Below are 16775 nucleotides of genomic sequence, written 5' to 3'. Positions count from 1 at the left end.
GATGCGATGGGCCGTCTCAGGGTGATCGGCGTCGTTGTGGTGGCCGTGGCGACGGGAGCCGCGCTCGCCGGGTGCTCGGGACAGGACAAGGCGGAGAAGGACCCCGCGGCGAAGGCCTCGGCGTCCGCGGTCGCGGCCAAGAAGGCGGCCCAGCTCAAGTCCAGGGCGGTGACGGCGGCCCAGGTCCGCGCCAACGAACTGGGGCAGATCCCCGTCCTGATGTACCACCGGGTGGTGGACAAGCCCGGCACCCAGGACGACCGCACCCCGAAGCAGTTCCGCACCGAGCTGGAACGGCTGGCCAAGGAGGGCTACGTCCCGGTGACGGCCGCCGAGTACGTCACCGGGCGCATGGACATCCCGGCCGGCAAGCACCCGGTCGTGCTCACCTTCGACGACTCCTCTCCCTCCCAGCTCTCACTGGACGGGATGGGCGTCCCCAAGCCCGGGACGGCCGTGGCCATCCTTGAGGACGTCGCCAAGCGGAACCCGGGCTTCCGGCCGGTCGCCACCATGTACGTGACGCGCGACATGTTCGGCAAGGCGACGCCCGAGGAGGGCACCGAGATGCTGACGTGGCTGCACGACAAGGGGTTCGACATCGGCAACCACACCCGGGACCACAAGAACCTGCGGGGTAAGCCCGAGGACCAGGTCACCGCCGAGATCGCCGCGGGGCACAAGCTCATCACCGACCTGATCCCCGCCAAGCCCGTCACGCTCGCCCTGCCGTACGGCAACCAGCCGAGCACCAAGTCGTGGGGGCTCAAGGGGACCTCCGGAGGCGTCTCCTACGACTACGGCGGGGTGTTCCTGGCCGGGTACACCCCCGCGGAGTCGCCCTTCAGCAAGAAGTTCGACCCGCAGGGCATCCCGAGGATCCGTTCGATGGACAAGACCGGTGACTGCGCGAAGTTCTGCTCGACCGCCTGGCTCGACTGGCTGCAGGCCCATCCGGACGAGCGCTACACCTCCGACGGCGACGTGAACACGGTCGCCTTCCCGAAGTTCAAGTCGCCCTTCGCGCTCAAGCGCTTCAGCGACCGAATCCTGGCCTACTGAACAGGGCGAGGGTCTCCGGCAGCTGCGAGTGGCGGGGTTCCGGCAGGTCGCCGGGGTCGAACCAGCCGAGCCGGTCGAACTTGTGCGGCTCGCCGATCGCGACCTCGGCGGGGTCGACCCTGACCGCGAAGACGACCGCGACCCAGTGGGAGTCGGGTACGGCGCGCACGACGTTGCGGACGCCGATCGTCTCGATGTCGAGCGCGTCCGCCGAGTACTCCTCGCGGACCTCGCGGGCCACGGCCGTCTCGAACGACTCGCCGTATTCGAGGGCTCCGGCACCGCAGTCCCAGGTGCCGGGTTCGTCCCGCGCGCCCGCGCCGCGCCGGGCGAGCAGCACCCGGCCCGCGCCGTCGTGGCAGACGAAGACACACGAGACGGATGGCGTACGGTTCCCCTCCATCAGAAGTGGTCCAGTAGCTCGGGGAACGCCCGCAGGGTGAGCACTCCCCGGTCGCCGGGGTCGAGGGTGGCCTGTTCGAGCACCCAGGTGTGGGCGTTGGGGATGAGGACGGCGTTCATTCCGGCCTGCCGGGCGGGGATGATGTCCGACTTCGGGGAGTTCCCGATCATCCAGGTGCTCGCGGGTGTCAGCGCGTGCTCCTCGGCCAGCCGTAGGTAGGCGGTGATGTCCTTCTCCGGGACGATGTGGATGCCGTCGAAGTGGCGCGCCAGCTGGGAGGCGTCCAGTTTGCGGCGCTGTTCCGCCTGGTCGCCCTTGGTCAGCAGGAGCAGCCGGTGCCGGGTGCCGAGGTCGAGGAGCGTCTCGGCGACGCCGGGGACCAGCTCGACGCGGTGCTCGACGAGCGCGACCGCCAGCTCGTCGATCCGGCGCCGTTCCCGCTCGGTCGTGGGCCGCTCGTTGAGCCGCTCGAAGCAGTCGCGGAGGCTGCGCAGGAACACCTTGCTGCCGTAGCCGTGGACCGCCGTGTTGGCCGTCTCGATGTCGTTGAGGACGGCGCGGAGTTCGGCCCTGTCGAGGGTCGGATGCTCAAGCCAGTCGAGGAAGTCGTCGATGACCCGCTCGAACAGGACGTTGTTCTCCCAGAGCGTGTCGTCGGCGTCGAAGATGAGCACCCTGCCGGTTGACCGCGGTGGCACGACTCTCCCTTGCTCGGATTTCCGCATGCCGTACAAGAGGTACAGGGCGCCCGGAACAGCGGCAAAGGGTTTTCCCGCCGTCAGGACGCGGCTTCGGCGATGACCTCGTCCACTTCCCGGCGGCGCGCCGCCTCCTCGGCGGCGAAGCGCTCGACCTCGATCCGCTCGGCGATCTCCTCGTCCTGCCGCATGAGGGCGTCGAGGTCGCCCCTGGACATCTCCAGGACGCCCATGTCGTCGTAGGCCTGGCGGATGCGCTCACTCCACAGGCCGATGTCCTTCACGCACGGGACGATCCGGCTGAACAGCAGGCTCTGGAACATCCGGATGTACGGCGAGTCCCTGAGCATCTCCTGGGCCTCGGCGCGGGGGATGCCGAAGTTCTCCCAGATCTCGACGCCGCGCAGCCGGTCGCGCATGAGGTAGCAGCCCTCGATGACGAAGTCCTCGCGTTCGCGCAGCTCGGCCGCCGACAGCTGCGCGTAGTAGTCGCGCAGCGCCAGGCGGCCGAAGGCGACGTGCCTGGCCTCGTCCTGCATGACGTAGGCGAGGATCTGCTTGGGCAGCGGCTTGGTGCTGGCGTCGCGGATCACGCCGAAGGCGGCCAGCGCCAGACCCTCGATGAGGACCTGCATGCCCAGGTAGGGCATGTCCCAGCGGGAGTCGCCGAGCGTCTCGCCCAGCAGGTCCTGGAGCTTGCCGTTGATCGGGTAGACCAGCCCGAGCTTCTCGTGCAGGAAGCGGGAGAAGATCTCCACATGCCGGGCCTCGTCCATGGTCTGGGTGGCCGAGTAGAGTTTGGCGTCCAGGTCGGGGACGGTCTCGACGATCCTGGCGCCGGTGATCATGGCTCCCTGCTCACCGTGCAGGAACTGGGAGAACTGCCAGGCGGCGGCGTGGTGGCGCACCCGCTTCCGCTCCCGCTCGTCCATCTTCTCCCAGTGCCTGGTGCCGAAGATGGCCAGCGACTGGTCGGGCATGCCGAGCGCGTCGTACGGATCGACCTCGATGTCCCAGTCGATACGTTTGACCGAGTCCCACTGCTTGTCCTTGCCCTTCTGGTACAGGGCAAGCAGTTTCTCCCTGTTCTCGTCGTACTCCCAGGTGAAGCGGGCGTCGCCGGTCATCGGCACATCCCAGGTCGCCTCGCCTACGGGGGTCGTGTAGAACCGGCCGGTCGACACGGTGATCACCTCCATGGCACGCGGACGTACGCCGTAGGAACGGTTTCACGCGCTCCCTGGGGTGTCAACGGCGGGGCCGTAAGTCCGCAACCAGGGAGAACCCGGTTCTCACACCGCCTCGACCGCCGCCGGGGCCTCCGTTTCCTGGACGGGGGCGCGCAGCCCGCGCACCCCGGGGAAGAGCAGCGCGGCGAGCGAGGCCAGCAGGATGAGGGCGGCGCAGCCGAGCAGCGCGGGCCTCGGCCCGACCAGGATCGCCGCGGGCCCGGCCAGCATCAGGCCGATGGGGCCGAACATGAGGGACCCGAGGGCGTCGTAGGAGCTGACCCGCGACAGCGCCTCCGGCGGGATCTCACGCTGCATGGTGGTGTTCCACAGCACGCCGAAGACGTCGAAGCACACACCCATCACGACCGCGCCGAGGACGACCGTCCACAGCGGCGCCGAGATCCCGAGCAGCAGGTACGGCAGCGCGGTCGGCAGTGTCATGAGTGTGGCGATCAGGATAGGACGGCTGGGCCGCAGCCGCAGGGTGACGACGATGCCGCCGAGCATGCCGACCGCCTCGCCCGCCAGGACGGCCGACCAGGCCGCCGCCCCACCCATCTGTTCCTTGGCGACCAGCGGCCCGAGCACGCCGTGCGCGGCCTGCATGGCCAGCACCAGCAGGGAGAACTGCGCGACCACGACCCACAGCCACTGCCGTGAGATGAACTCGCGCCAGCCGCCGCGCAGGTCGGTGAAGACGGAGCGCACGCCGTCGAGGAGCGACGTCCTGGCGGGCCGTACGGTCTCGGCTTCGTCCGAGGCCCGGGCGGCGGCGGTCTTGAGGCGCAGGGCGGCCACGAGCACGGCGGCCAGGGAGAACATCAGGCCGCTGACGACCAGTGCCCAGCCCGCGCCGATCAGGACGACCGTCATGCCGCCCATGACGAGACCGGCGACCCGGGAGATGTTGGTACCCAGCCCCAGCAGGGCGTTGGCGGTCTGCAGGCGGTCGGCCTCGACGACGTCGGGGACGATGCCGGTCAGGGCGGGGAAGAGGATGGCCGTGGAGACGCCGCTGACGGCCGCCGCCGTCGCCAGGGCGGGCAGCGGGGTCCAGCCGGTGAGCATCATGCCGGCGAGGCTGAGGAAGGCCGCCGCGTTGAGCGTCTCGGCGGTCATCATCACCCGGTCGCGGGGCAGCCTGTCGGCGATCACACCGCCGACGAGCATGAACACCACCATGGGCAGCGACTCGGCGGTGAGGACGACCGACAGGGTTCCGGCCGTCGCGCCGGGCAGGGCCAGGACGCCGAAGGCGAGGGCCACGGGGGCGAAGGAGGTGCCGAGTACCGAGATGGTTCTGGCGACGAGCAGAAGAGAGAAGTCCCGATCCCGGAGCATGCCGAGATCACTCCGGTAGCTGTGCACGTGCCGTCCCCTTAGACCCCAAACCAGAAAGAGAACCCATTCTTCCGGTTCCCGGGTCATATGTCGCATGAATTTCTCCCTCTGTCCAGGAGCCAGGCAACGCAGAAGAAGCCCCAAAAGACGAAATATCCGACAATTGACTGACAGTCAGCACCTCATGTCATCCTCGCGACCACGGCGGCGCCGCAGGACCTCGCGCCCGCCTGACGGCCGGGGACCGCTGCCGAAGGAGTCCGATGAGACCGCTGAGCGTCATGCGATGGGCGGCGCACGAGGACGGCGCGAAGATGATCGACCGGCTGGGGGAGCTGGTCTCGTGCGAGTCGCCCCCCGGTTCCCTCCCCCACCTGCGGGTCTGCGCCGACCTGGTCGCCGGCTGGGGCGAGGCCGTACTCGGCAGACCGGCGCGGCGGGTCGTCAGGGACGGACTGCCCCACCTGCTCTGGGCCGCGCGGGACCAGCGGGTGCTGCTGCTCGGCCACTTCGACACGGTGTGGCCCGCAGGAACGATCAGGCAGTGGCCCTTCGCCGTGGACGGCGACCGCGCGACGGGGCCGGGGGCCTACGACATGAAGGCGGGCATCGTGCAGATGTTCACCGCCCTTGGCCTGCTCGCGGACACCTCACGGGTCGGTGTGCTGCTCACCTGCGACGAGGAGAGCGGCTCCGTCACCTCCCGCGAGCTGATCGAACGCCAGGCCCTGCGCTCGGGGGCGGTGCTCGTCTGCGAGGCCAGCGACCCGGCGGGCGCGCTGAAGGTCGCGCGCAAGGGCGGCTCCCTCTACCGGCTCACCGCCGTCGGCAGGGCGGCGCACGCGGGCGTCGAACCCCAGCGGGGCGTCAACGCCACCGTCGAGGTCGCCCACCAGGTCCTCACCGTGCAGGCGTTCGCCTCACCGGCGGAGGAGACCAGCGTGACCCCGACGGTGCTGACCGGCGGCACCACGACGAACACCGTCCCGGAGACCGCGACCCTCTGCGTCGACGTCCGCGCCTGGACCAGGGACGAGCTCGAACGGGTCGACCTGGAGATCCGCAGGATGACCGCGCGGCTGCCCGGGGCCGTGCTGTCCGTCGGCGGCGGGATCAACCGCCACCCGCTGACCCCGGAGGTCGCGCTGCCGCTGCTCGCGGTGGCGCAGGCCGCGGCCAAGGACATCGGCCTGCCGCCGCCGGACGGCGCGCACGTGCCCGGCGCCTCCGACGCCAACTTCACCGGCGCGCTCGGCGTGCCGACACTGGACGGGCTCGGCGCGGTCGGCGGCGGCGCGCACGCGCGGGGGGAGTACGTCGACGTACGGGCGATGCCCGACCGCGCGGCGCTGCTGGCCGCACTCGTCGCGAGGCTTCTGACGACGCCTTCCTGACGAACGCCCCACACCGGACGGTCGCCCCCAATACGCTGTGATCGGCCGCGCTCCCGCGCGTCCGGGGCTACCGCGAAAGTGGGCGCGACACGATGAACAGGGACAGCCGGCGGATCGGAGTCGAGGAGGAGTTCCTTGTCGTCGATCCGGTCACCAGGTGCGCGGTGCCCCAGGCGGAGGCGGTGCTGCGCCGGGCGGCCGACCGGCTCGGACCCCAGGTGGGCGGGGAGATCACCAAGCTCCAGGTCGAGTCACGGACGCTGCCCTGCCGTACGGTCACCGACCTGTACGGCCAGCTCGCGCGGGGCCGGGCGGAGCTGGACGCCTCGGCGGCCGAGGAGGGGCTGCGGATCATGGCCAGCGGCACCCCGGTGCTGGGGGACGTCGTCCCCTCGCCGATGACCGAGGGCCCCCGGCAGGACCTGGGCAACGCGACCTTCAGGGGTCTGCACGACGAGCTGAGCATCTGCGCCCTGCACGTCCACGTCGAGCTGCCGGAACGCGACCGGGCGGTGCTCGCGGGCAACCACCTGCGGCCCCACCTGCCCACGTTGATCGCGCTCACCGCGAACTCGCCGTACTGGTCGCGGCGCGACACCGGCTACGCGAGCTGGCGCACGCTGGTGTGGAACCGCTGGCCGGTCGCGGGGCCTCCGCCGTACTTCACCTCGGCCGACCACTACGACTCCCACATCGCCATGCTCCAGGAGGCCGGGGCCCTGGTCGACGTGGGCACGGTCTTCTGGGACATCAGGCCCTCGGCGCACCAGCCGACGCTTGAGATCAGGGCCGCCGACGTGCCGACCACCGCCGAGGAGTCGGCGATGGTCGCCGCCCTGGTCAGAGGCCTGGTGACGACCTCGCTCACGCTGGTCGACCGGGGGGATCCGGGGCCGGTCGTCTCGGCCGACCTGATGCGGGTCGCCTACTGGCGGGCCGCCCGCGACGGGCTCGGCGGGTACGGCGTTGACGTGCGCACCGGCCGTCCCGTGCCCGCCGCCGAGCTGGCCGTACGGATGCTCGACGCCGCGGCTGCCGGGCTTGAGGAGCACGGGGACCTCGACCTGGTCACCGGCTGGCTGAAGCGCCTGACCGGGGAGGGCGACGGGGCCACCCGCCAGCGCCGCGCCGCCGAGGACGGCGGGCTCGCCGGGGTCGTCGACCACCTCATCACCTGTACGGCCCCGCCCGCCCTCCAGGAGGAGAGCACGTCCGCGTAACGACATCCCGGTCCGCCCGGTCCACCCTTGAGGGGAGGCAGGACGGACTGGGAGGCGTTTTCCGTTGACCGAGACCGCAGAGCACCCGACGATTCCCCTGGTCACCAGCCGTAGGCCGCCTTCGGCCATGGCCCGCGACGCCAGGGCGTTCGCCGACACGATGACCGCCCGCAGATCGGTGCGGGAGTTCGCACCCGACCCGGTGCCCGAAGGGGTGATCGAGGCGGCCGTACGGGCGGCGGCGAGCGCGCCGAGCGGCGCCAACCTGCAGCCGTGGCGGTTCGTCGTCGTGACGGACCCCGAGCGCAGGCGACGGCTGCGTGCGGCCGCCGAGGCCGAGGAACGGGAGTTCTACGCGCACCGGGCCCCCGCCGAGTGGCTCGACGTGATCGCCCCGATCGGCACCGACTGGCACAAGCCGTTCCTGGAGATCGCCCCGGTGGTGATCGTGATCTTCGAGGTGCACCAGGGGCCGCGTACCCCCAAGCCCTACTACGTCAAGGAGTCGGTCGGCATCGCGGTCGGTCTGCTGATCGCGGCGCTGCACCACGCGGGGCTGGCCACGCTGGTCCACACGCCCAGCCCGATGCGCTTCCTCAACGAGGTGTGCGACCGGCCCCCGGAGGAGCGTCCCTACCTGGTGATGCCGGTCGGCTACCCGGCGGCGGGCGTCCGGGTGCCCGACCTGACCCGCAAGCCGCTGGAGGAGGTGATGATCCGCTGCTGAGGCCGCTCCTTCGAGCGGAGCATGCCGGGATCGCCCGGCTGCTCAGGTGAGGTTCTCCTCGAAGAAGGCCAGCAGCGGTTCCACGTGCCGTTCGGGACGGCGCCAGTCGGCCAGCAGGTCTTCGAGCAGGTGCCGTTCGGCCACCTGCTCGGTGCCCCGGTGGCGCCGTACGACCGGGTGGATGAACGCGCTCTCCCGCGCCCGGCCGGGTTCGGGGTGCCGTTCGATGGCGAAGACGTCGCCGTAGTCCTCACGCCCCCAGCGCAGCGTGACCGTGTAGTAGTGGGGCTCGTCCCCGAACCGGGAGAGCGCGTAGTCCTCCGGCAGGTCCGTGTAGTGCCTGACCAGCCCGTTCGCCTCGTCGAGCACCAGCACGTCGCACAGGTACTCGAACTGGGTCCACAGCGCCGAGCTCCAGTTCACCCGGTCGAGCACCAGCGCCATCAGCTTCTGCGGGTCGGCGGGAACCGTGTCGTACGGCAGCGCCACCCCCTCGTAGCGTTCGCGCAGCAGGGCGGTGAGCGTGCGCAGGTTGTAACGGAAGCCGTCGATGAAGGCCGAGGACGCCCGGCGGAAGTCACGTGCCTGGGCGATGGTGCCCGCGAAGTAGAGGTCGTCGACGTTGGACGAACGCCAGTCCGGGTGCAGCGAGGGAAGCCTGTCGTCGCGTTCGGTCTCCGGACGGCAGGACGGGTCGAAGATCGAGGTGTCCATCCTGAAGCCGGTGCACCGGATGACCGCGTCGTATTCGAGCACGGCCTGTTCCCCGTCGGCGTGGGTGTAGGTGATGCGAACCTCGTAGTGCTCCCCGGTCCAGGAGATCTCGTCGATCACGCAGTCGAGCACCGAGTGCAGCGTCTTGAACTGGTAGCTGTCCAGGATCGCCCCGTACTGACCTCGTACGTCACCGGGGTGTTTGGTGTTCCACGCCAGGCGCAGCGGTCTGCGGCTGGCCAGGTGCACCATCGCCGCGTGGCCGAGGATGGCGTTGGCGGTCTCGAACGCCGAGTTGCCCTTGCCGACGACGAGCACCCGCTTGCCCGCGTACGCCGCCGGGTCGGTGTCCATCTCCTCGTAGCCGACCGCGTGCTCGATGCCCCTGATCTCCGGCACGTACGGCGCGCCCCACCCGGTGGCCACGACGACGCACCGGCAGCGCAGCACGTCGTCCCCGGTGCGCACGAGGAAGCCGTCACCGGAGCGCTCGATCCGGCTCACGGCGGTGCCGTACCGGACGGCGAGGCCGTGCAGGCTCTGGAAGTCGGACAGGTAGCGCACCAGGTCGTCGGCCGCGGGGAGGTACTCGGCGCTGTAGTCGGGGAACAGCAGTCCGGGGGAGTCGTTGAGCAGCGAGTTCCAGTCCCAGCGCAGCCTGATCTCCGGGTCGGTGCTCGTGGTGTGCACCTTGTTGAGGGAGATCAGCCTGCGGTGGCGGGGGTAGGTGCGGAAGAAGCTCGCGGGGGCGTCCGCGCGTTCCAGCGTCACGTAGTCGGCGCCCGCCTGCTGCAGGAAGTAGCTCAGCTGGAGACCCGCGGGCCCCGCTCCGACGATGACGTACTGGTGCGCTTCACTCATGGGTGACATGGCCTCCGCTCGTGACCCCTTTTGACCATGGGGGACCCTCAAAAGACTGTCAATGACGCGTAGTTGGCCGGATCAGGACGTGTCGCCTTCTGAGCACTTTCAGCGAAGACACGCGGGATGACGCCGTGTCACCATCGGCCTTCACCGATCCTTCGAGGAGTGACGTCATGGCACACATCGATCTCGGCGTGGACGAGCACGCGTTTCCTGGCATCTCCGGACTCATGCGGTTCAGGCCGGAGACGGCCGGGCCGCTCGGCGCACTGGCCGAGGTGCTGCTGCGCGGGCCGCACCCGCTGTCCGCCGGTGAGCGCGAGCTGATCGCCGCCTACGTCTCCGGTCTGAACGAGTGCTCCTTCTGCTGCGCGTCCCACTCGGCGTTCGCCGCCGCCCAGCTCGACGAGGGGATGACCCTGGTCGAGCAGGTGCGCGCCGACCTGGACGCGGCGCCGGTCTCCGGCAAGCTGCGCGCCCTGTTGCGGATCGCGGGCGTCGTGCGTGGCGACGCCCGCGAGGTGAGCCGGGAACTGGTCGAGGCGGCCCGCAAGGAGGGCGCCACCGACCTGGAGATCCACGACACCGTGTTGATCGCGGCGGCGTTCTGCATGTTCAACCGCTACGTCGACGGGCTCGGGACACTGGCTCCCGAGGGCGGGGAGGGGTACGAGGCCTCGGCCCGGCGCATTGTCGAATCGGGCTATCTGTCCTGAATGTTAGTCCGGGCCGAAAGGGTGATTCCTTCACGGCCCGGATGGATATCTCCGGATGCTCCAGAATGGCTAATCCGACATATGTAGCCGATAGCGGATTTATCCGGTGACTAGCGGGAGACCTTGCGCCGCCTCATGAGGCGGTTCCACACGACACCCAGCCGGACACCCCAGATGCCGGCGCCGACGACCAGGAAGAACGTCCCGGTGACGTAGGTCCACCAGCCCCCGCCGTGGGAGAGATCGTGAATGCCGCGGACGATGGAGGAGAGACCGATGATGGGGAGGATGAAGGTCAGAAAAATCCAGGTGCTGCCAGGTTGTCCACCGGATGATTCCTTGGGAGACATAACCCCACTCTACGATGCGACCCTCTCTCGTGAAACGAATTATTTTCCGGCTTTAGCAGGCCTGTTAAACCCGGAAAGAGTCCCTTGTGTGTCGGCCCGTCCGACACCCCGGGGACGCGCCTAGGGTGGCGGTCATGGACTGGTCGCTGCTGACCTGCGCCTTCACCGGCCACCGCACCTACGCCCCCGACGAACCCGAACTGCGCGAACGCCTGCGTACGGCGACGGCGGCGGGTGAGGCGTGGCGCTGCCTGCGCTGTGCCGACTTCACCGTGGGGCCCGTCCAGGGTGGCGGCCCCGCCGACCTGGCGCCGGACGTGAGCCGGGGCGACCACCTGCGCGACATCGTCGTGCTGCGCTTCTTCGCCGTCGAGCGCCTGTTCAGAACGGTCCTGCTGCTCCCGGCGGCGTACGCGGTCTGGCGCTTCAGGGGAAACCGGGAGCCGCTCCAGCAGATCTTCCAACGGGAACTGCCGATCCTCGGCCAGGCCGGCCTCGACGTCCAGCACTCCCGTGTCCTGTCCTGGATCCAGGACGCGCTCGGCGCCAGCGAGACGACCCTGCGCTGGATCACCGTCGCGCTGGTCGCCTACGCCGCGGTCGAGCTGGTCGAGGCGGTGGGGCTGTGGCTGCTCAAACGGTGGGGGGAGTACTTCGCGTTCGTCGCGACCGGCGTCTTCCTCCCCCTGGAGATCCACGAACTCACCCAGCGGGTCACCCCGCTACGGCTGGGCGCCCTCCTGGTCAACCTGGCCCTGCTCGGCTACCTCGTCTGGACGAAACGGCTGTTCGGGTTGCGGGGCGGCCGGACCGCCTACGAGGCCGAACGCAGAAGCGCCTCCCTCGTCGAGATCGAACGCGCCGCCATGACCGGCGGGAAGCCCTGGACGCACTGACCACAGAGGTTGAGTACGGCCAAGGCGTGCCACGAAAGTCGTTTGGTCCGCTTGTCGGACACGCCTACCCTCTGCCCATGGTCCAGATGGGGAATGACGAGCTGCGTAGCTATCAAGTGGGACCGGTGCACGCCGAGCTTCGCGCGCTCACGGTGAGTGACGACCGTGAAGGTGTGCTCGAAGGGACGCCGCGCCTACACCGCCGCTTTCGTCTGATGGGCATTGAGAAGGCGATGGCAGCTACGCCGCATTTGTATGTGCACGATCTCGACAAGCTCCGGGCCGACGCGGAGGGGCGGGTCGAGGAGTGGCTGCCGCGAGAGACGGTTCACGCTCGGCTGACGTCATGGTGGAAGCCCGAGGACATCGCAGAGCCTGGACATACGGTGCTCTCGGTGATGTGGTTCCAAACGGCCACGCAGGATCCCTTCGCCCACCTGGCCACGATCGTGCGTCCCCTCGACTGGGCTTCGCTCGCCAAGTTCGTCCCTTTTGAAGACTAGGCGTGCCACGGCCGTTCGTTGCCGGCCGCGGTCGCCTCGTGGCGTTTGTCGTACCTCGTGGCCACGGCACGGTGCCTCTTGAGGCGGTTGACGCCGCACTCGGCCGCGTGCCGGACCTTGTACCGCGGATCGAACTTCGGTGGTCGGCCACCGCGCGAGCCGCGTTTCCTGCGGTTGCGGGCCTGGCCGCCCCTGTCCGGAATGGCGCAGCGGACGCCGCGTCGCCGCAGGTGAACGTGGTTCTTCCGGAACAGTCCCAGCACCGCATGAGGGAAGAGTCACCCTGGGCGCGTCAGGACGACGTCGAGTCGTTGAGGAGTGCCTTGATGTCGGTTTCGCGGTAGCGGCGGTGGCCGCTGGGGGTCCTGACCGAGGGGATGCGCCCGGTGAGGGCCCACCGGTTGACGGTCTTGGGGTCCACGCCGAAGATCCTGGCGACCTCGCCGGGGGTGAGGAGTCGTTCGGTGGTGCCGGGCCCGGTGGCGAAGGTGCCGTCCGGGGCTACGGCCTTGAGGGGAGACATAGGGGGCTCTCCTTCAGTAGCGGCTGCGGTGGAGGATCTCGTCGTGCCAGGCCAACGCGGCGGCCAACCGGTGCAGGGTCGTACGGCCCAGCACGTCGCGGGCCCCGGCCTTTCGCTGGTCGAGCCGCAGGGGTTCGTAGCGGATGGCCCACCACCGGGGCAGGCCGGGCAGGTCGTGTCGTTCGTACCGCCAGGCAGGGTGAGTGCTGACGAGCAGGCTGATCAGCCGTCGTTCGTCGTCGGTCATGGTCGTCCTGATTCGGGAGGCGGACAGGGCACTCGTCGTTCAGGCGGGGAGAGCCTTCGTCCGGGCCGTGAGGTCCGGACGTCCTGGCTCGGGCGGGGATCTCCGTGAGCCTTCGTCCGGCTGGAGCTCTTGATCGTTCGAGCCGGCCGGAGAGCTTCTTGTGAAGGCGCCGGGAAGCCTTGCGGGAGGGCGGGTGCCCGGCCCCGAGCCGGGGAGCACTTGGCCGGGCACCCTGGAGGAGGACCGGCCCCAGGACACAGGGCCGGTGCGCCAGACGGCTCCCCTTCCCCAGCACGCCCGGAACGTGCACGGAAACCGCCTGCGAGGGAGTGCGGCCCAGACCCCTCCCGCCTGGACCGCACGCTTATGGGGGTGTGAGGGTGTGCGGCCCAGGTCCCTCATCCCTGAGCCGCACGTCATGGGGTACGGCGGGCAGCGGGTGGGATGAATGTCCACCGCCCGCCGTACCGGCTTTCAGGAGCGCAGCAGCCCGCGCAACACCGTGGCCCGACCCGGTTGAGCCGCCTGACCAGGACATACGGCCTGACCGACCCGGGAGACCCGGGCCAGCTGCCTGACCCGAGCGGCCTGGATGGCACGGGCGACGGCAACGGCCTGGATGCTCGGCGGCACCACCGGAAGCATCTGAGCGGCCAACTTGCGGTCCAACTCCTCGGCCGACCCTGCCCGCACCAGCAGCACCTCCCCGGGACACGGCCTGCCGAACAGGGCGCTCCGGTAGGCACTCCACAACCCGGTCGTCGAGCTGTGGAACACCAGCCAGCCCGGGTGAGCCGTCCGCACGGAGTCACAGGTTCGATCGGAAAGCTCAGATCCTTGACGATCCGCCCAGGCCGACAGCATCATGCCGCCCTCCCACCCGGCGAACGCCGTCCACCGGCGGATGCCGTCTCCCCGCCTGGCGAACCCCGCTCCCCGCCGGGTTCCCCGTTCCGTGCCCCGGAGGACGGACGACCGGCCCCACCCCTCCTACGCCGAACCGGCGCCGGAGCAGGCTGCGGCGAGAGCCGCATCGCCCGGATCATCTCGGCCTCCCGCATCCGCTCCTCCAGCCCATCGGCCGTGGGGTCCTCGACGATCACCGGCCGGGGACCGTCCCAGGCGGCGACGGCATAGAAGGAACGTCGCCCCAGGCTGTAGAGGACCGTCCAGTCGGCCCAGGCCAGGTCGATCCGCTCCGCTTCGGCCCGCGCGGGTCCGTCCCAGAGCCGCCGATACACCGGCTCGTACGGCTGGCCGTCCCTGTGGCGTCCCGTCATGAGGTGACCTCCTCGACGAAGGCGGCGGCGCGGGCGGTCTTCTCCTGCTCGGCGACGACGGCCTGGATCTCCTCGAAGGTGTCGGCGTCCACAGCCGACTCGGCCCCGGCCCGTACGGCGGCGAAGGGGAAGACGTGGTTGCGGAAGGCCCAGAACCGGCCCGCGTCACTGATGAGCAACCGCCAACCCGGGATCACCGGGGCCGTGGGGGCGTTGTGCATGACCTGAACCTCCAAGATCCGACCAGAGGCGTGCCTGGCCAGGACGTTCGCCAGACGGGCCTGCCCTACGAGACAAGAAACAGCCGAAACCCGAACCGGCCGCCTGGCCGCACGAGCACGCGAAACGGAACATCGAGGCCGTACACCGAAGTGGTGGAGCTGATACACCCGCGTCCAGATGACCCCCGACCGAGGAACCCGAGGGAACGGACGCCGAACTCTCCTGGGCAGCGGTGGCCGCGCGGGCCGTACCGGTTTCACAGGCACAGACTCCGGAACCGCAACCGGCCCAAAATCCGGCTTCCCACCACCATCCGGTACAGCTCTCGCAGCCGGGACCATTGTGGGCGCCTCCGGCTCAGGATCGGGCTCGGGACGGCGCTGGGCGGGCGCCAGCGGGATCACCTCGGCGGGCGCGACCTCTGTCGGAGGCCGGGGCGCGGGAAAAACCTGCGGACCGTACTCACGACGGGCCTGGAGACGGGCATTCATCAACAGCCCGGACGGCTGCACATACTCGTGCCCGTCCTGCTGCGAACAACCGTGGGTGTAGGGGGGATGACCACAGCGGGCGCACCCCATGGGCAGGGGCACAATACCGGCGGCGTCGCTGCTGGTTCCAGCGATCGCCAGGTCGGCCCACACGATGCGGTGGCCGTGTGCGGTGAGCTGGGTGCCGCAGCGCAGTGACAGCCCCGCGACCAGGTCCAGGCCTCGCCCTGACAACCCCATCGAGTCCGGCTGGAGCGGCTGGAAGCGTGGTTCGGACGTTGGAGTGCCCGGGTCGATCACTTCCAGTCGAATGAATCCGGCAGCAAGGCCGAACCGGACCTTGACCCAGTCGCGTTGCGGGCCTGCGGGCACGTGACGAACGGCGTTGGTCACCAGTTCAGAAACGACGAGGAGAGCGTCAGGGTTCAGCGTTATGCCGTAGTCGGCGAGCCAGAGCGTGACCGTCTGCCGTGCCTGGTGCGGCGTTCGGGTGCCGCGTCGTAGTGTTGTGATTTGCCGTTGATCCACCTCAGATGCCTCTTTTAGGAGCTGAGGGGTGGCGGTTGCCGTTGGCATGAAATCACCGACTTATCCGAGTTTCGACCTGCCATTCACCAAGACACACCATCTGTCGTCTTCGACGGTGTCGAGGTCAAGCATGAAGGCTCAGGTCGCTCATTGGTGCACCTTCTTCGTGATACCTGGCCGACAAAGAAATACACCTTCCTTGTATTGAGTGTCGTGTTAATGTCGCAGTACGGTCATGGACAATGACCCTTTGCCCCCGCAGCCAGGGAGAGGCCCGTGAATCCTCATGTGAGCGACCAGATATCACCTCGGGCCCGATTCGCCACCGACCTGGCCGAATACCGCAAAGCCGCAAAAATGACGCAAGCCACCCTGGCCAGCCGGATTCGGTGCCATGAGTCGCTTATCAGCCATGTCGAAACCGGCCGCCGCGCGCCCACTCTCGACATCGCCGAGAACGCTGACCGCGTCTTCGGCCTGGACGGCCACTTCGCCGCCCTGTTCACGAAGATCTCCCAGTCACCCGCACTGGGTTGGTTCGCTCGCTGGGTTGAGGAGATCGAACCCCGCGCCGTCATTCTGCAATCGTGGGACCCGCTGCTGATCCCGGGCATCCTGCAGACTCCCGATTACGCCCACGCGATCTTCCAGACGACCTCAACCCCTGAGCAGGTGAACGAGCGCGTCCAGGCCCGTACCAGCCGGATCACGATCTTCGATGGCTCTCCCCCACCGACCTTCACCGCCCTCATCGACGAAGGAGTACTGCACCGCCCCATCGGCGGCTCCAAAGTCCTGACGGCCCAGTTGCGCTACCTGCTGGAGATGGCCCACCACCCACGCATAACCATCCAACTGGTTCCTACCGCCGCAGGGTGCGTGCCTGGCATGATGAGCGCGTTCGGGTTGGCGCGGCTGCGTGACGGCTCCGAAGTGGTCTCTACCGATTCGGTCTTGTCTGGCCAGGTGACAGCCGACCACGACGCCGTAGCACGCATCAAACAGCGATATGACAGCATCAGAGCGGACGCTCAACCGAAAAGCGCTACGCGGCAGACAATAGAGGATGCGATCAAGAAATGGACCAGGTAAACCTTGGCGGCGCCTCATGGAGAAAGGCCACTGCCAGCGGCGACAACGGGCAATGCGTGGAAGTCGCCACCAATCTCCCTGGCATCGTCGCCGTCCGCGACAGCAAGGACCCCTCCGGACCGGCCCTGGTGTTCACCCCCACCCAGTGGCGCTCGTTCATCGGCCACGTGAACACCGGCGCCTTCGACGCCTGATCTCCTGCTCTCCCCGCCAGGCCCTGGCACCGTACGGCGCCGGGGCCTTTTCCATGTCAGAGACAGCTCACGCAGTGA

At 69.1% G+C, this 16775-nt stretch carries 21 protein-coding genes and 1 pseudogene; 9 read left to right on the top strand and 13 right to left on the bottom strand.

Annotated elements, in window-relative coordinates; translation table 11 throughout:
• The first annotated feature begins 6 nt into the window (after nt 1-6).
• Entirely contained in the window at nt 7-1062 is a 1056-nt protein-coding gene (locus ACIBVQ_RS27465) for a polysaccharide deacetylase family protein (protein WP_399180915.1), read from the top strand.
• Here ACIBVQ_RS27465 and ACIBVQ_RS27460 read toward each other — a convergent pair.
• From ACIBVQ_RS27460 to ACIBVQ_RS27445, 4 genes are all read right to left on the bottom strand, one after another.
• A complete protein-coding gene (locus tag ACIBVQ_RS27460; protein ID WP_399180913.1) occupies nt 1037-1465 on the bottom strand; it encodes an NUDIX domain-containing protein in 429 nt (142 codons plus the stop codon). The two genes, ACIBVQ_RS27465 and ACIBVQ_RS27460, sit on opposite strands and share 26 nt — an antisense overlap.
• Entirely contained in the window at nt 1465-2163 is a 699-nt protein-coding gene (locus tag ACIBVQ_RS27455; RefSeq protein ID WP_399180911.1) for an HAD family hydrolase, read from the bottom strand. The genes ACIBVQ_RS27460 and ACIBVQ_RS27455 overlap by 1 nt, the downstream gene beginning before the upstream one ends.
• Before the next feature lie 80 nt (nt 2164-2243).
• Nucleotides 2244-3347 carry a ferritin-like domain-containing protein gene (locus ACIBVQ_RS27450; protein ID WP_352013560.1) on the bottom strand — a complete coding sequence of 368 codons (1104 nt, stop codon included), beginning with the start codon at nt 3345-3347 and terminating at the stop codon, nt 2244-2246.
• Nucleotides 3348-3455: 108 nt separating this feature from the next.
• Entirely contained in the window at nt 3456-4763 is a 1308-nt protein-coding gene (locus tag ACIBVQ_RS27445) for an MFS transporter (protein ID WP_399180909.1), read from the bottom strand.
• A gap of 236 nt (nt 4764-4999) precedes the next feature.
• On the opposite strand from ACIBVQ_RS27445, the gene ACIBVQ_RS27440 reads away from it, so the two are divergent.
• From ACIBVQ_RS27440 to ACIBVQ_RS27430, 3 genes are all read left to right on the top strand, one after another.
• Entirely contained in the window at nt 5000-6130 is a 1131-nt protein-coding gene (locus ACIBVQ_RS27440) for a M20/M25/M40 family metallo-hydrolase (RefSeq protein ID WP_399180907.1), read from the top strand.
• A 92-nt stretch (nt 6131-6222) separates the two neighbouring features.
• The gene (locus ACIBVQ_RS27435; protein WP_362783668.1) at nt 6223-7350 is read left to right on the top strand and encodes a glutamate--cysteine ligase; all 1128 of its coding nucleotides are present in this window, start codon (nt 6223-6225) and stop codon (nt 7348-7350) included.
• Between the two features lie 64 nt (nt 7351-7414).
• On the top strand, nt 7415-8077 hold the full coding sequence (locus ACIBVQ_RS27430) for a nitroreductase family protein (protein ID WP_399180905.1): 663 nt from the start codon (nt 7415-7417) through the stop codon (nt 8075-8077).
• A gap of 42 nt (nt 8078-8119) precedes the next feature.
• On the opposite strand, the gene ACIBVQ_RS27425 is transcribed toward ACIBVQ_RS27430, so the two are convergent.
• Nucleotides 8120-9652, bottom strand: coding sequence for an NAD(P)-binding domain-containing protein (locus ACIBVQ_RS27425; RefSeq protein WP_399180903.1), 1533 nt, complete (start codon nt 9650-9652; stop codon nt 8120-8122).
• A gap of 176 nt (nt 9653-9828) precedes the next feature.
• On the opposite strand from ACIBVQ_RS27425, the gene ACIBVQ_RS27420 reads away from it, so the two are divergent.
• On the top strand, nt 9829-10371 hold the full coding sequence (locus ACIBVQ_RS27420; RefSeq protein ID WP_362911013.1) for a carboxymuconolactone decarboxylase family protein: 543 nt from the start codon (nt 9829-9831) through the stop codon (nt 10369-10371).
• 110 nt (nt 10372-10481) lie between these two features.
• Here the strand turns inward: ACIBVQ_RS27420 and ACIBVQ_RS27415 are convergent, their stop codons facing one another.
• Nucleotides 10482-10721 (bottom strand): hypothetical protein, encoded by a 240-nt coding sequence (locus tag ACIBVQ_RS27415; RefSeq protein ID WP_352013567.1) that lies wholly within the window; start codon nt 10719-10721, stop codon nt 10482-10484.
• A gap of 134 nt (nt 10722-10855) precedes the next feature.
• On the opposite strand from ACIBVQ_RS27415, the gene ACIBVQ_RS27410 reads away from it, so the two are divergent.
• Nucleotides 10856-11617 (top strand): DUF2127 domain-containing protein, encoded by a 762-nt coding sequence (locus ACIBVQ_RS27410; protein ID WP_399180901.1) that lies wholly within the window; start codon nt 10856-10858, stop codon nt 11615-11617.
• A 77-nt stretch (nt 11618-11694) separates the two neighbouring features.
• Nucleotides 11695-12120, top strand: coding sequence for a hypothetical protein (locus tag ACIBVQ_RS27405; RefSeq protein ID WP_399180899.1), 426 nt, complete (start codon nt 11695-11697; stop codon nt 12118-12120).
• On the opposite strand, the gene ACIBVQ_RS27400 is transcribed toward ACIBVQ_RS27405, so the two are convergent.
• From ACIBVQ_RS27400 to ACIBVQ_RS27370, 7 genes and pseudogenes are all read right to left on the bottom strand, one after another.
• Nucleotides 12117-12383, bottom strand: a complete 267-nt coding sequence (locus tag ACIBVQ_RS27400) for a hypothetical protein (protein WP_399180897.1) — start codon at nt 12381-12383, stop codon at nt 12117-12119. The two genes, ACIBVQ_RS27405 and ACIBVQ_RS27400, sit on opposite strands and share 4 nt — an antisense overlap.
• 29 nt (nt 12384-12412) lie before the next feature.
• Nucleotides 12413-12643, bottom strand: coding sequence for a BldC family transcriptional regulator (locus ACIBVQ_RS27395; RefSeq protein WP_399180894.1), 231 nt, complete (start codon nt 12641-12643; stop codon nt 12413-12415).
• Between the two features lie 13 nt (nt 12644-12656).
• Nucleotides 12657-12890, bottom strand: a complete 234-nt coding sequence (locus tag ACIBVQ_RS27390; RefSeq protein ID WP_399180892.1) for a hypothetical protein — start codon at nt 12888-12890, stop codon at nt 12657-12659.
• A 474-nt stretch (nt 12891-13364) separates the two neighbouring features.
• Nucleotides 13365-13694: a hypothetical protein gene (locus ACIBVQ_RS27385; protein WP_399180890.1), complete on the bottom strand. Its 330-nt coding sequence runs from the start codon at nt 13692-13694 to the stop codon at nt 13365-13367.
• Between the two features lie 59 nt (nt 13695-13753).
• Nucleotides 13754-14170 (bottom strand): hypothetical protein, encoded by a 417-nt coding sequence (locus ACIBVQ_RS27380; protein ID WP_399180888.1) that lies wholly within the window; start codon nt 14168-14170, stop codon nt 13754-13756.
• Entirely contained in the window at nt 14167-14391 is a 225-nt protein-coding gene (locus ACIBVQ_RS27375; RefSeq protein ID WP_399180997.1) for a hypothetical protein, read from the bottom strand. The genes ACIBVQ_RS27380 and ACIBVQ_RS27375 overlap by 4 nt, the downstream gene beginning before the upstream one ends.
• Nucleotides 14392-15063: 672 nt before the next feature.
• Nucleotides 15064-15459: pseudogene (locus ACIBVQ_RS27370) on the bottom strand (ATP-binding protein); the annotation flags it as partial.
• 228 nt (nt 15460-15687) lie between these two features.
• On the opposite strand from ACIBVQ_RS27370, the gene ACIBVQ_RS27365 reads away from it, so the two are divergent.
• Complete coding sequence (locus tag ACIBVQ_RS27365) at nt 15688-16503, top strand: Scr1 family TA system antitoxin-like transcriptional regulator (protein WP_399180886.1); 816 nt, start codon at nt 15688-15690, stop codon at nt 16501-16503.
• Nucleotides 16491-16697 (top strand): DUF397 domain-containing protein, encoded by a 207-nt coding sequence (locus ACIBVQ_RS27360; protein ID WP_399180884.1) that lies wholly within the window; start codon nt 16491-16493, stop codon nt 16695-16697. Before ACIBVQ_RS27365 ends, ACIBVQ_RS27360 begins: the two co-directional genes overlap by 13 nt.
• Nucleotides 16698-16775 lie beyond the last annotated feature (78 nt).

This window comes from Streptosporangium sp. NPDC049376 (assembly GCF_044466505.1).
Taxonomy (GTDB): domain Bacteria; phylum Actinomycetota; class Actinomycetes; order Streptosporangiales; family Streptosporangiaceae; genus Streptosporangium.
Note: the sequence above shows the minus strand (reverse complement) of the source record. Positions and strands in the feature narration are given on the sequence as shown.